Below are 13,376 nucleotides of genomic sequence, written 5' to 3'. Positions count from 1 at the left end.
GCTCACGAAATCTCCCCTCCTCCACTGCTCACCTCGGACATCCCGACGGCGAGCGCCCCATTGTCGAACGCCTCATTCTGAACCAGGGCGTTGTCGTCACCCACATCGGTAACGGTTGTGCCACGGACGAGGGTTCCGTCGCGGGCGGCGCGGACGTTGACGAACGAGAACCGGTGGACCGGGCTGGGGCCGTGCGCGATCAACGCCTCGTCGTGCACCGGCGTGCAGTAGCCCTTGTGCTCGGCGAAGCCGTACTCGGGGAACTCGGCGTCGAGGCCGACCATGATCCGGTCCCTGGTGACCTTGGCCAGCACCGACGCCGCCGCCACGCACGCCGCGACCTGGTCGCCCTTCGGCACGGCGAGCGCAGGGCTGCCGAAGCCGCGCACCGCGAACCCGTCGGTGAGCACGTAGCCGGGCCGGGCGGCCAGCCCGGCCACCGCCCGGCGCATGCCCTCGATGTTGGCGACGTGCACGCCGCGCCGGTCGACCTCCGCCGGCGGGATGACCACGATTGCGTGGTCCTGCGCCCACCGCGTGACCAGCGCGAAGTACTGCTCGCGGGCGGCCGCGGTGAGCAGTTTCGAGTCGGTGAGGCCGTCGAGCCGCTTCGCGTCGCCCGGCCGCAGCACGCACGCCGCGACGACGAGCGGGCCCGCGCAGGCACCGCGACCGGCCTCGTCGACGCCCGCGACGGGCCCGAGCCCGTGTCGGTGGAGGGTGCTCTGCAGGGTCCAGGTACCCGCGGAGCGCCGCACCACCGCCCGGGACGGGCGCAGCTCGGGCGGGAGCGTGGGGCGCGCCGGGCGGCGGGCCCGCACGCGGCGGGGGACGGGTCGTGCAGCCATCAAGGTAGAAGTCTCCGGCAGACGCGCCGCGGGCGTGCGCGCAGGGGGTGCGAGGGGCGGGTCAGGTGCGGCGGCGGGGCCACTGCCGCAGCGGCCGTTGGCGTGGTGGCTCCGGCAGGAACTCTTGCAGCGCGGCGTCCCGTAGCTGCGACCTCCGCCTGCCGAATGCGAGCGGCAGCGTGCCGAGCAGTCCGAGCGCGAGCGGGGCTCCCGCCCCGGCCCCGCCCATCCCGACGGCCGTGGTCTGCGGGTCGACCGTCTGGATCAAGCCGAACCGGTCGAACGGGAGCACGATCAACCTGGCCTTGCCGATCACGTTCGCTACCGGCACCGGCCCGTGGTCGGGCACGCGGGAGTCCGCGGAGTTGTTACGGCTGTCGCCCATCATCCATAGCTGGCCCGCGGGCACGGTGATGGGCCCGAACGTGGCCTGCCGGGCTGGGCCCGCCTCGGGTAGGTAGTAGACGTAGGGCTCGTTGAGCGGCTGGCCGTCCACCATGACGCGGTTGCGTGAGTCGCAGCACGAGACGGTCTGGCCGCCCACGGCGATCACCCGTTTGACGAAGTCCTTCTCGTCGGGTGGGGCGAGGCCGATGAGCGAGCCGAGCTGCTGCAGACCCCGCACGAACGCGTTGGTCGGCTGCGGTACCTGGACCTCGCTGCTCCAACTGTCCGGGCCGCGGAACACCACGACGTCACCCGGGGCGGGGTCGGTGAACCGGTAGGTGATCTTGTCGACGAGCACGCGGTCGTTGTTGCAGCCGGTGCAGCCGTGCAGCGTGGTCTCCATCGACCCGGACGGGATGACGTAGACCTTCGCGAGGAACGTCTGGATCAGGAACGTCAGGAGCAGCGCCACCACGATGAGCAGCGGCAGTTCCTTCCAGAACGTCGGGCGCCCGCGCTTGCCGGGGCGGCCCTTGCGCCCGCTCCCCTCGGCCTCGCGGTAGTCGGCGGCCGGGCGTTCGTCGGGGGACGCGCCCAAGCGCCTGCGGTGGCGGCCGGGGGCCTCTCCGCCGGCCTCGGAGGCCGGGGCACCGGAGGCAGGGGCACCGGAGGCAGGGGCACCGGACGCAGGGGCGCCGGACGCGCGACCTGCATCGATGTCGTCGCCGATCAGCCGGCCGTGCTCCACGGTCGGCTCGTCGTCGGCAGGGTCCGGCCGCCGGGCCTGAGGCGGAACGCCGTTGACGCGGTGGCCGTTGGCGGGCGGCGGGCCGGGATGGCGCGGCGGGACGCGACCGGGCTGCCCCGGCCGGGCACCCGGGCCGCCGGCGAGGGGCTGCTGCCGGCCCGGCGGGATCCCGTTGGGCGGTGCGGCCGCGCTGATGGGGGCGGCCCCGTTGACGGGCGCCCCGCCGTAGGGACGCTCGTCGTTCAGGGGACGGCCGTCGGGAGCACGACGCTCCTGAGGGGGAAATGGATCAGCGGGACGCGGACCGTCGGGGAACCCGCCGTTGACAGGATCGCCCGGACGCCGACCCGGCGGGACCGGGGCCTGGTTCGAGGCGAGCTCCCGGCCGTCGACCGGTGAGTACCGCCTCGGCCGGCCCTGCCGGTCGTCGGGGAACTCGGGTGGGGCCACGCCCACGAGGCTACGGCAACCGCGCTCCGCCGGTCAGGACGCGGGCGTGGTCTCGCGCTTCTCCTTGATCTTCGCGGCCTTGCCACGGAGGTCACGGAGGTAGTAGAGCTTCGCCCGGCGGACGTCGCCGCGGGTGAAGACCTCGATCTTGTCGATGTTCGGGGAGTGCACCGGGAAGGTGCGCTCGACGCCGACACCGAACGACACCTTGCGGACCGTGAAGGTCTCGCGTGCGCCGGAGCCCTGGCGGCGAATGACGACGCCCTGGAACACCTGGACACGGGACCGGTTGCCCTCGATGACCTTCACGTGCACCTTGAGCGTGTCGCCCGGCCGGAAGGCGGGGATGTCGGAGCGCAGCAGCTGTGCGTCCAGGGCGTCCAGGGTGTTCATCGCGAAGATCCGTCCTCGGTCCGTGTGAGCGGTCGTGCAGGGGCGCCGGTTCGTACTGTCAGGTTTCGGCGCCGGGCAGGCCCGTACCGGGCGCTGGCAACTCGTCCATAGTGCCAGATGCCGATCGGCGGGGTGAAATCACCCGTCTCCGAGGGCCGCGAGGAACGCGCGGTCGGCCGCGTCGAGGGCGTCCTCGGGCAGCGCCTCGAGCAGGTCGGGCCGGCGCCGCGCGGTCCGTTCCAGGGCGCGGTCGCGCCGCCAGCGGGCGATGGCGGCGTGGTTGCCGCTGCGCAGGACGTCGGGGACAGCGAGCCCGCGCCAGGTCTCGGGGCGGGTGTAGGCCGGCCCCTCCAGCAGCCCGTCGGAGAACGAGTCCTGCTCCGCCGACGCCGGGTTGCCCAGGACGCCGGGCAGCAACCGGACCACGGCCTCGACCATCACGAGCACCGCGGCCTCGCCGCCGACGAGCACGTAGTCACCGATGCTGACCTCGTCGACGGGCATGCCCGCGCGTTCCGCGTCGTCGACGACGCGCTGGTCGATGCCCTCGTAGCGGCCGCACGCGAAGACCAGCCGTGGCTGCTCCGCCCAGGCTCGCGCGGTGGCCTGCGTGAACGGTGCGCCCGCAGGCGTGGGGACGACGAGCCGGGCCGGGCGCTCGTCCATGGCCAGCACCGCGTCGAGCGCCTCACCCCAGACCTGGGGGCGCATGACCATGCCGGGCCCGCCCCCGTACGGGGAGTCGTCGACGGCCTGGTGGACGTCATGGGTCCAGGTGCGCAGGTCGTGCACGGCGAGGTCGATGCGCCCGGTCTCGATCGCGCGTCCCAGCAGCGCCTCGCGCAGCGGCGCGAGGTAGGCCGGGAAGATCGTGACGACGTCGATCCGCACGCGGCGATGCTGCCAGCCACCCCGCCGCGTGCGGTCGCCGCCCTGCCGCAAGGCCCTAGCCGGCGCGCCGGCCCCGCACCAGCTCCTCGACGATGACCCGGGCGGCGTCGAGTCGCATTCCGAGGCCGACGAGGATGTGGTGCGCCGCTCCGGGGTCGGCGTGCATGAGGCCGAGCAGGAGGTGTTCGGTGCCGATGTAGTTGTGCTTGAGGTTGATCGCCTCGCGCAGCGACAGCTCGAGGGCCTTCTTGCTGGTCCGCTCGAACGGGATGTGCCCGCCGAGGCGCCAGCCACGACCGCCGAGCGCCGAACGCGTGCGGTCCAGCGCCCCCGGGCCGAACGCCTCCTCCACCTGGCGGCGCACCTCGTCGAGGTCGATGCCGAGCGTGGAGAGCGCCTCCGCGTCGATGGCCGGCCGCCCGCCCGGCCGGAGCCGGTCGATCTCGGCGGTCACCGCGTCCTTGTCGATGCTGAACGCTCCGAGGACGATCACGGCCAGGTTGTCCGGCACTCTGAACAGCGCCGCGAGCAGGTGCTCGGTGCGTATCTCGTCCGCCTTCCGCTCCCGCGCCTCGGCCTGCGCGCCGACGACGACCTCGCGCGCCTTGTCAGTGAACCGTTCGAACATGTCCGTCCCCTCAGAACCCGTACCGGCGGTACTTCTTGTGCACGGCCTGCCTGCTCACGCGCAGGACGTCGGCGATCTGCTGCCATGACCAGCCCTGCGCGCGCGCGTTGCTGACCTGCAGCTCCTCCAGCGACTCGAGCAGCCCCCGCAGGGACGCCACCGCCGCCAGCCCGATGGCGGGGTCCCTGCTGGACGCCGCCGCCGCGACCTTCGTGGCATCACTCATGCTGTCAACCTACGTTGACAATCGGTGGCTGTCAACCAGAGTTGACAGCAGACGCACGAAAAAGGGGCGGTCCTGTCGAGCAGGGCCGCCCCTTTTTCGGGAGGTGTACAGGGCCAGTGCGGTGGCCACAAACGTCCGCCGGGTCCTCGCGGGCCAGAACGACGGCAACGTTCGTGGCCACCGCACTAGTCGGCGTCGAGCAGGCCCTCCGGAGGAGTCAGCACGACGCGGCCGCCGTCGAGGTCGACGGTGGGCACGATCGCGCGCACGAACGGCACGAGGGCATCGGGCAGCTCCGGACGCGCCAGCACGAGCAGCTCACCGCCCGGCCCGTGCACTACGTCACTGACCGTCCCCACTGCGGTGCCGTCCTCCAGCTCGGCCCGCAGGCCTTCGAGCTGGTGGACGTGGAACTCCTCCGGGTCGTCCGGCGGCGGGAGCGCGCCCGTGCCGATCAGCAACCGGGTACCGCGCATAGCCTCGGCGGCCGTGCGATCGGGAACCTCGACGAAGCGCACGAGCAACCGGCCGGAGTGCGTGCGCGCCGACTCGACGGTCAGCTCCCCGGCAGGCGCACCGGACGCCGTGCGGGCCGTGAGCACCGAACCCACCGCGAAACGCTCGTCCGGCGAGTCCGTGTGCACGTCGACGGCCAGCTCACCGCGCAGCCCGTGGGCGCGCACAGCGATCCCGACGAGGAGATCGGTGCCGCTACCGGTCGGTGTCGACGACATCCACCCGCACGCCCCGGCCGCCGATGCCGCCAACGACGGTGCGCAGTGCGGTGGCCGTGCGACCGCCGCGACCGATCACCTTGCCCAGGTCCTCAGGGTGCACGCGCACTTCCAGCGTGCGACCCCGGCGCGTGGTGACGAGCTCGACCTGCACGTCGTCCGGGTGGTCGACGATTCCCCGGACGAGGTGATCGAGTGCGTCTGACAGGACACTCACGAGACCTCCTCGATGACGCTCGCCGGTCCGGTCACGCTTCGGCGGGAGCCTCGGCGGCCTCGCCCTCGGCCGCGTCGGCCTTCGGGCGGCGGTCGCCCCGCTTGCGCGGGGTCGTGGCCTCGGTGGTGGGCTCCTGCCCCGCTGCGGCAAGCGCCGCCTGGAAGCGGGCGAGCTTGTCTTCCTTCTCCTTCTGCGGCTTCAGGGTGCCCTCGGCGCCCGGCAGGCCCTTGAACTTCTGCCAGTCGCCGGTGATCTCCAGAAGGTGCTGCACGGGCTCGGTGGGCTGCGCGCCCACACCCAGCCAGTACTGCGCGCGATCCGAGTCGACCTCGATGAGGCTCGGCTCGTTCTTGGGGTGGTACTTGCCGATCGTCTCGATGGCCCGCCCGCTGCGGCGGGAACGGGCGTCGGCGACGACGATGCGGTAGTACGGCTGACGGATCTTGCCCAGTCTCATCAGCTTGATCTTGACGGCCACGCTGGTCGTTGCTCCTCGCGGATCGTGTGCTCTTGTGAGTCCGCGCGGCCCGCGTGGGGTTACGGGTTGCGCATCACTCGACGTGTCTGGCCGCGGCACGGTAGAGGGCCAGCCGCGGGGCCGAACGGCCATTCTGCCAGACGACTGCTCTCGCCGGTGCACGGAGCCGTCCCTCACGGGGAACGGGGCCCTCAGGCCGGCGTCACACCATCGGCACGACGCCGAGCAACCCGAGCGCCAGAACGATCGCCGGGAGCAGGTTGTTGATCTGGTGGGCGACGATGCTGGCGAGCAATCTGCCCGTGTAGAGCCGGGCCAGCGCGATGGGGATCGCCACCACCAGGAGCAGCGGCGTGCGCTGGAACTCGAAGTGCGCCAGCGCGAACAGCAGGGTGGAGACGCCGAACGCCACCCACCGGCCGCCGAGCTTCTCGACGCCGCCCCAGAGCAGCCCGCGGTAGAGGATCTCCTCGCATGCTGGGCCGACCACCGCGACGGCGAGCAGCACGACGAGCGCGAGCACCGGGCCCGCCTGCACGTTGCCGAACGCCGCGCCGACGGCGGACGTCGCGTCCGGCCCGACGATCGAGATGTAGACGAGCGACGCGGGGATGGTCAGGACCAGCCCGCTGATGCCGAACGCGACGCCCAGCCCGACGTCGCGCCAGGACCACTCGAGGCCGAGGTCGACGCGCGGGCCGTTGCCACGCAGGTAGGTGATCAGCAGCGCAGTTCCGGCCGCCAGCACGGTGGGCACCAGGATCCCGAGCGCGAGCGCGCCCGCCGACGGGCCCCCGAACTGCCCGATGAGGAAGGCGAGCCCAAGCGATGACAGGAGGAAGACGGCCTCGGCCAGCAGGTAGGCACCCAGGCCCCAGCGGTGCGTCCGCTTCGGGACGGGTGGGAGCCCGCCCGAGCGCTGCGGCGGGCGGGTGCCGGGCGGCGGGCCGGGCGGGTAGGTGGTCGCGGGTCCGAACGGGGCGTACCCGTTCTGCACCGGGGGCACCCCGTTGGCGGGGTGGCCAGGCGGAACGGCGTGCGCAGCCGGGGCGTCGACGTGGCGTTCCGCCCGATCACCGCGGTCCTCGTCCAGGACGGGCACCGGCGGGGCCGCCGCGGTGCCCTCCCCGCCCGGCAGGCCAGGAGGATCGTCGGCCGTCGTCGGTTCTCCGTCCGGCAGGCCGTCGCGCTGTACTGCTCCCACCCGAACGACGCTACCGGCCGTGCGGTCGCGACGTCGCACAGATGGCCCGGTCAGCGGCCCGCGTGCACCGGCCTGCCGCGCAGGATGACGAGCGCGGGCTCGCGCAGTACCTCCAGGTCGGCGCGCGGATCGCTGCGGTAGACCACCAGGTCGGCGCGGTCGCCTACGCGGAGCCCCGGCCGGCCGAGCCACCGGCGGGCGGCCCAGCTCGCGGCGCCGAGGGCCGCAGATGGGGTCATGCCCGCCCTGTGCAGGGCGAGCACCTCGTCGGCGATGCGGCCGTGCGCGACGCCGCCGCCTGCGTCCGTGCCCGCGTAGACCGGCACCCCGGCCTCGATGGCCCGGCGCACGACGTCCGCGGCTCCCGCGTGGAGCTTGCGCATGTGCGCGGCGTAGGTGGGGTACTTGCCTGCCGCGTCGGCGATGCCAGGGAAGGTCTCGACGTTGACGAGCGTGGGCACGAGCGCGGTGCCGCGCTCGGCCATCTCCGCGATCATGTCGTCGCCGAGGCCGGTGCCGTGCTCGATGCAGTCGATGCCGGCGCGCACCAGCCCGGGGACGGCGTCGGCGCTGAACACGTGCGCGGTGACCCGGGCACCGGCCGCGTGCGCTGCCTCGATCGCCGCGACCAGCACGTCGTCGGGCCAGACGGGGGCCAGATCGCCGACGCCGCGGTCGATCCAGTCCCCTACCAGTTTGACCCAGCCGTCGCCCGCCGCCGCCTGCTCCGCGACGACCTCGGGCAGCAGCGCGGGGTCGTCCAGCTCGACGGCGAGACCGGGGATGTAGCGCTTGGGCCGGGCGATGTGCCGGCCGGCGCGGATGATCTCCGGGAGGTCGGCACGGACCTGGAGCGGCGACGTGTCGGTGGGCGACCCGCAGTCGCGCAGGAGCAGCGCGCCCGAGTCGCGGTCGGTGCGGGCCTGCGCGTCGGCCTCCTCCAGCTCGACGACACCCTGGGCACCGAGCCCGATGTGGCAGTGCGCGTCGACGAGGCCAGGGACGATGTAGCCGCCGTCGACGAGGGTCTCTGCACCGGGCAGGTCGTCGACCAGCACGCCTTCGGCGTCGACGAACAGCTCGGTGTGGCGCTCGTCCGGCAGGAGGACTCCTCGCAGCCGGTACACCGGGTCACTTCCCCTTGGGGAACTTGAGCTTGCTCGGGTCGAACCCGGGCGGCAGCTGGTCGAGCCCCGGAGGGAGCTGCTGCAGCGACGGCGGCAGGCCGGAGAGGTCGGGCATCCCGCCCCCGCCCATCCCGGGTGGCAGCGCGCGGGCGGGCGACGGGCCGCGGCCCTTCGCCTTGGCGCCCTTCTTGCCCTTGCGGCTCTTGGCGAGCTTCTTCGTGGCGCTGCGGCTACCGAAACCGAACTGCCCGGCCATCTGCTTCATCATCTTGCGGGCGTCGAAGAAGCGGTTGACCAGGTCGTTGACCTCGCTGACCGACACCCCGGAGCCGTTGGCGATGCGCAGCCGCCGCGACCCGTTGATGATCTTCGGATCGGCCCGCTCGGCCGGGGTCATGCCGCGGATGATGGCCTGCACGCGGTCGAGCTGCTTGTCGTCGACCTGCGCGAGCGCGTCCTTCATCTGGGCAGCGCCGGGCAGCATGCCGATGATGTTGCCGATCGGGCCCATCTTGCGGACCGCGAGCATCTGCTCGAGGAAGTCCTCCAGAGTGAGCTCGCCGGTGCCCATCTTTGCGGCGGCCTTGGCCGTCTGCTCCTGGTCGAACGCCTGCTCGGCCTGCTCGATGAGCGTGAGCAGGTCGCCCATCCCGAGAATGCGGCTGGCCATCCGGTCGGGGTGGAAGACGTCGAAGTCGGCGAGCTTCTCACCGTTGGACGCGAAGAGGATCGGCTGGCCGGTGACCTCGCGGACCGACAGCGCGGCTCCACCGCGGGCGTCGCCGTCGAGCTTGGTGAGCACGACACCGGTGAACCCGACGCCGTCGCGGAACGCCTCGGCCGTGGCCACGGCGTCCTGACCGATCATGGCGTCGACGACGAACAGCGTCTCGTCGGGCGAGATGGCGTCGCGGATGTCCGCGGCCTGCCGCATCAGCTCCTCGTCGACGCCGAGCCGGCCGGCGGTGTCGACGATGACGACGTCGAACATCTTGTCGCGGGCGTGCTGCACGCCGCGGCGGGCGACGTCGACCGGGTCGCCCACGCCGTCCCGCTCCGCGCTACCCGGCTGTGTCTGATGACCGGTCGCTGACGCGCCCGGATGCGGTGCGAACGTGGTGACGCCCGCGCGCTCGCCGACGATCTGGAGCTGGTTGACCGCGTTGGGGCGCTGGAGGTCGGCCGCGACGAGCAGCGGGGTGTGGCCCTGGCCCTTGAGCCAGTTGGCGAGCTTGCCGGCGAGGGTGGTCTTACCGGAGCCCTGCAGGCCGGCGAGCATGATCACGCTCGGCGGTTCCTTCGCCAGCGCGATGCGCCTGGTCTCGCCGCCGAGGATCACGACGAGCTCGTCGTTGACGATCTTGACGACCTGCTGGGCCGGGTTCAGCGCACCGGAGACCTCCGCGCCCTTCGCCCGCTCCTTGATCCGCGCGATGAAGCCGCGGACCACCGGCAGCGCGACGTCGGCCTCCAGCAGCGCGATGCGGATCTCGCGCGCGGTGGCGTCGATGTCGGCCTCGGACAGGCGCCCCTTGCCGCGGAGGTTGGCGAGGGTGCCGCTGAGGCGCTCGGAGAGGGTGTCGAACACCCGTCCGAGCCTACTGGGGCCCGGCGACTACCGGGTGGCGGTGTCGATGATCCGCAGGCCGCCGCGCGCCGCGGCGCGTTCGACCACCGTGGCGCTCGCCCAGCCGTACGGCGGCCCGGCGCGCAGTTCGGCGACGCTCGCCTCCGCGCGGCGGGCGTGCCCGGCGAACGACGCGGCCCGGATGACGCGGCCGCGCTCGATCTGCCCCCGGCGGGCGTCCTCGGGGTCGACGTGCACCCATAGCAGGTGTGCCGTGCGTCCGGTGACGGTCGCGAGCCACGCCACGACCGCGCGTGTGCGGGCGTCGGTGGCGGGCAGGTGGACGACCACGGTGGGGGCAGCTGAGATCGCGGCGAGGAGCAGCGCGATGCGGTGCAGCAGGTGCACGAGCGGCCGGTACCAGCCGTAGGGCAACGAGCGGGACCCGAGCACACGCCGCACGGTCTCCCGCTGCGCGTCGGAGTCGAGCACGACGACCCCGTCTCGGCAGGGTAGCCCGGCGAGCAGAGTGGACTTGCCTGCGCCCGGCATCCCGGCCACCAGGAGCAACGTGCGTCCCGACAGGGCGACGGCCATCGGCGGCGGCGCCGGGCCGGCCCACTGAACGGCGATCCGTGGTGCGGTGGTCACGTTTGGAACAACGCCCGGTACGGGTGGTTCGTTCCGTCCGTGCCGGTCCGTGCAGGTCCGTGCCCGCCTACCGGGCCGCCGCCAGGACCGCCTTCTCGATGCGCCGCCGATCGCTGGTGCCGATCTTCCCGCCGTCCGCCGCGAGGCAGAACGCGTCCACCACCGAGGCGCCCAAGGTGGACGCGCGGGCCCACCGCAGGTCGGCGCCGGTCTCCTCCAGCGCCGCGGCCACCCGATGCAGCAGCCCGATGCGGTCGGTACCGCGCAGCTCCAGCACGACCGCGCCGGTGGCCTCGTCGTCGAACCACAGCACGCGGGGCGGGGCCGGGGGCTCGCCGCTCGGGCTGATCGGCGCGTAGTCGCGCTCCTTGCGGGCGAGCGCGTCCGCGAGACGCAGGGTCCCGTCGATCACCCTGGCGATGTCGGAGCGCAGGAGCTTCGGGTCCGGCAGCCCGCCGAACCGCGGCGAGACCGTGAACGTGAAGACCGCGACGCCGTCCACCGTGTTCAGTTCGGCGGCGTGCACCTCGAGCGAGTGCAGCGCGAGCACTCCGGCCGCGGCTGCCAGCGCGCCGGAGCGGTCCGGCGCCGCGACGATGACGGTGGCCGGGTCGCCGCTGGCGTCGAGCTCGATTGCCGGCCGCCCGTCGGCCGTGACGGAGCTCGCGAGCTTCTGCGCGGCGATGCTCGGTTCGGCCGGGGCGGGCAGCGGCTCACCGGCGAGGAGCGCGCGGCAGCGCGCGGCCAGGTCGCGGATGAGCACCTGCTTCCACGGGCTCCACACGCCCGGTCCGGTGGCCAGCGCGTCGGCCTCGGCGAGCGCTTCGAGCAGGTCGAGGACGAGCCCGTTGCCGTCGAGGGTGTCGACCACCCGCGTGATCGTGGCGGGGTCGTCGAGGTCGCGGCGGGTGGCCGTGTGCGGGAGCAGCAGGTGGTGGCGCACCACCTGGCCCAGCACCGCGACGTCGGCCTCGGCGAACCCGAGCCTGCGCCCCACCTGGAGCGCGAGCGACTCCCCCACCTCGGAGTGGTCGCCGCTGCGGCCCTTGCCGATGTCGTGCAGGAGCGTGCCGATGAGCAGGAGGTCGGGCCGGGCGACATTGGTGGTGAGCCGGGCGACCTGGGCGGTGGCTTCCACGAGGTGCCGGTCCACGGTCCACACGTGCGCCCGGTCGCGCGGTGGCAGGTCGCGCACCGCACCCCATTCGGGAAACAGCCGCCCCCAGAGCCCGGTGCGGTCCAGCGACTCCACCACGTCAATGAGCGGGCGGCCCGCGCCGAGCAGCGACAGCAGCTCGCCGAGCGCCGGCCGCGGCCACGGTTCCCGCAGCTCTGGGGCCGTGTCGGCGAGCCGGTGCAGGGTGCCGGCCGCGATCGGCAGCCCGGTGCGGGCCGCGGTGGCCGCCACCCGCAGGACGAGCGCCGGGTCGCGGGACGCGGCGGCGTCGCGGGCGAGCGCCACCTCGCCCACGTGCTCGACCACCCCGCTGTCAAGGGGGCGGCGTACGGGCGCGCGGCGCAGGGCCGCGAGCCCGCGGCGGGGCAGCGCGTTGCGCGCCGAGCGCAGGCCGACCTCGGCGGCGAACGCGACCGACCGGGCCGCGCCCGACAGGGCCCTCGCCAGCTCGAAGCGGTCGGCGATCTCCAGAGTGGCGGCCACTTCGTCGGCGTCCTGGGCGCGCAGCACGTCGCGGGCCCGGCCGGCGAGCCGGTGCAGCTCGGTGCGGACGTCCAGCAGGAGGCGGCGCGCCTCCAGCACGTCCCCGGCGGGCCGGTCGACGAGCTGTGCGGCGGCGAGGGCGTCGACGAGCTGGATGTCGCGCAGCCCGCCGTGCCCGTTCTTGAGGTCCGGCTCGACGCGGTGGGCGACGTCGCCGACCTTGGCCCAGCGATCGCGGGCGGTGTCGGCGAGCTCGTCGAAGCGGCCCCTGATCCCGGCCCGCCAGGCCTGGCGCACCGCGACCCTGACCTTGTCCGAGAGCGCCGGGTCACCAGCGATGTGCCGGGCCTCCAGCAGCCCGAACGCCGCGCGCAGGTCGGTGGCGGCCACCTGCACGGCCTGTCCGGGCGTCCGCACGGAGTGGTCGAGGCCGATCCCGGCGTCCCACAGCGGATACCAGAGCTGCTCGGCGAGCCGCTCGACGTCCCTGCGGCCGTCGTGCAGCAGCACCAGGTCGAGGTCGGACCACGGCGCCAGCTCGCGACGGCCAAGCGCGCCGACGGCGATGAGCGCCGCGCGGTCGGTGAGCCCGATCGCCGCCGCCCGGGAGGACAGCCAGAAGTCATGGAGATCGACCAGGGCAGTGCGCAGGGGCTCCGGTCCGAGCCTGCGTTTTGTCGCACCGGGATCGAGCAGCACCGCTTTGGCCCGCACCAGGTCCCCAGCGTCCCCCGACGAGACAGAAACCGCACTCACAGCGCGTCGGCACCCCGTTCCCCGGTGCGAACCCGCACCACCGTGTCGACGGGGGTGACCCACACCTTCCCGTCACCGATCTTGCCCGCGCGGGCGTTCTGGATCACCGTGTCGATCACCTTCTCGACGATGTCGTCGTCGACGACGAGCTCGACGCGCACCTTGGGGACGAGGTCGACGTGGTAGTCCGCACCTCGGTAGATCTCCGTGTGCCCGCGCTGTCTCCCGTACCCGGAGACCTCGCTCACAGTCATCCCGGTGATGTCGAGCCTGTCAAGGCCGGCGCGGACGTCGCCCAGCGCGAACGGTTTGACGATGGCGGTCACGAGCATCATGAGTCGTTCCTCCGATCGAAGACGAACGGGACAGCCAGGTACAGAACGGACTTGAGACGGCGGGAGGCCCGCTGCA

At 73.3% G+C, this 13,376-nt stretch carries 15 protein-coding genes; all 15 read right to left on the bottom strand.

The features are described 5' to 3' along the window. Nucleotides 1–2: 2 nt before the first annotated feature. The 15 genes from ABD143_RS24680 to ABD143_RS24605 all read right to left on the bottom strand — a co-directional run bounded on the left by ABD143_RS24680 (nucleotide 3) and on the right by ABD143_RS24605 (nucleotide 13,300). Entirely contained in the window at nucleotides 3–848 is an 846-nt protein-coding gene (locus ABD143_RS24680; protein WP_343982982.1) for a ribonuclease HII, read from the bottom strand. A gap of 61 nt (nucleotides 849–909) precedes the next feature. After that, complete coding sequence (gene lepB, locus ABD143_RS24675; protein ID WP_343983961.1) at nucleotides 910–1,833, bottom strand: signal peptidase I; 924 nt, start codon at nucleotides 1,831–1,833, stop codon at nucleotides 910–912. Nucleotides 1,834–2,466: 633 nt separating this feature from the next. Next, nucleotides 2,467–2,826, bottom strand: a complete 360-nt coding sequence (rplS, locus tag ABD143_RS24670; RefSeq protein ID WP_343982978.1) for a 50S ribosomal protein L19 — start codon at nucleotides 2,824–2,826, stop codon at nucleotides 2,467–2,469. Between the two features lie 138 nt (nucleotides 2,827–2,964). Beyond that, entirely contained in the window at nucleotides 2,965–3,717 is a 753-nt protein-coding gene (gene trmD, locus ABD143_RS24665; protein WP_343982975.1) for a tRNA (guanosine(37)-N1)-methyltransferase TrmD, read from the bottom strand. A gap of 55 nt (nucleotides 3,718–3,772) precedes the next feature. After that, nucleotides 3,773–4,345 carry a Clp protease N-terminal domain-containing protein gene (locus ABD143_RS38340; RefSeq protein WP_379659993.1) on the bottom strand — a complete coding sequence of 191 codons (573 nt, stop codon included), beginning with the start codon at nucleotides 4,343–4,345 and terminating at the stop codon, nucleotides 3,773–3,775. A 10-nt stretch (nucleotides 4,346–4,355) separates the two neighbouring features. Beyond that, complete coding sequence (locus ABD143_RS24650; RefSeq protein WP_343982972.1) at nucleotides 4,356–4,571, bottom strand: helix-turn-helix domain-containing protein; 216 nt, start codon at nucleotides 4,569–4,571, stop codon at nucleotides 4,356–4,358. A 185-nt stretch (nucleotides 4,572–4,756) separates the two neighbouring features. Beyond that, nucleotides 4,757–5,305, bottom strand: coding sequence for a ribosome maturation factor RimM (rimM, locus tag ABD143_RS24645; RefSeq protein ID WP_343982969.1), 549 nt, complete (start codon nucleotides 5,303–5,305; stop codon nucleotides 4,757–4,759). Further along, a complete protein-coding gene (locus ABD143_RS24640) occupies nucleotides 5,283–5,522 on the bottom strand; it encodes an RNA-binding protein (RefSeq protein WP_343982966.1) in 240 nt (79 codons plus the stop codon). Before ABD143_RS24640 ends, rimM begins: the two co-directional genes overlap by 23 nt. A gap of 31 nt (nucleotides 5,523–5,553) precedes the next feature. After that, nucleotides 5,554–6,000: a 30S ribosomal protein S16 gene (gene rpsP / locus ABD143_RS24635; protein ID WP_343982962.1), complete on the bottom strand. Its 447-nt coding sequence runs from the start codon at nucleotides 5,998–6,000 to the stop codon at nucleotides 5,554–5,556. 202 nt (nucleotides 6,001–6,202) lie between these two features. Continuing rightward, nucleotides 6,203–7,204: a CPBP family intramembrane glutamic endopeptidase gene (locus tag ABD143_RS24630; RefSeq protein WP_343982959.1), complete on the bottom strand. Its 1,002-nt coding sequence runs from the start codon at nucleotides 7,202–7,204 to the stop codon at nucleotides 6,203–6,205. Between the two features lie 50 nt (nucleotides 7,205–7,254). Further along, nucleotides 7,255–8,331, bottom strand: coding sequence for an amidohydrolase family protein (locus ABD143_RS24625; RefSeq protein WP_343982956.1), 1,077 nt, complete (start codon nucleotides 8,329–8,331; stop codon nucleotides 7,255–7,257). A gap of 4 nt (nucleotides 8,332–8,335) precedes the next feature. Further along, nucleotides 8,336–9,919 (bottom strand): signal recognition particle protein, encoded by a 1,584-nt coding sequence (ffh, locus tag ABD143_RS24620; RefSeq protein WP_343982954.1) that lies wholly within the window; start codon nucleotides 9,917–9,919, stop codon nucleotides 8,336–8,338. Nucleotides 9,920–9,946: 27 nt separating this feature from the next. Then, nucleotides 9,947–10,549 carry an AAA family ATPase gene (locus ABD143_RS24615; protein ID WP_343982951.1) on the bottom strand — a complete coding sequence of 201 codons (603 nt, stop codon included), beginning with the start codon at nucleotides 10,547–10,549 and terminating at the stop codon, nucleotides 9,947–9,949. Nucleotides 10,550–10,616: 67 nt separating this feature from the next. Then, on the bottom strand, nucleotides 10,617–12,965 hold the full coding sequence (locus ABD143_RS24610) for a [protein-PII] uridylyltransferase (RefSeq protein WP_343982948.1): 2,349 nt from the start codon (nucleotides 12,963–12,965) through the stop codon (nucleotides 10,617–10,619). Continuing rightward, nucleotides 12,962–13,300, bottom strand: coding sequence for a P-II family nitrogen regulator (locus ABD143_RS24605; protein WP_343982945.1), 339 nt, complete (start codon nucleotides 13,298–13,300; stop codon nucleotides 12,962–12,964). Before ABD143_RS24605 ends, ABD143_RS24610 begins: the two co-directional genes overlap by 4 nt. Between the last annotated feature and the right edge of the window lie 76 nt (nucleotides 13,301–13,376).

Origin of the sequence: Pseudonocardia aurantiaca (assembly GCF_039526725.1) — a bacterium.
Classification (GTDB): Bacteria; Actinomycetota; Actinomycetes; order Mycobacteriales; family Pseudonocardiaceae; genus Pseudonocardia; species Pseudonocardia aurantiaca.
This window is presented reverse-complemented; position numbering and strand designations above follow the sequence as displayed.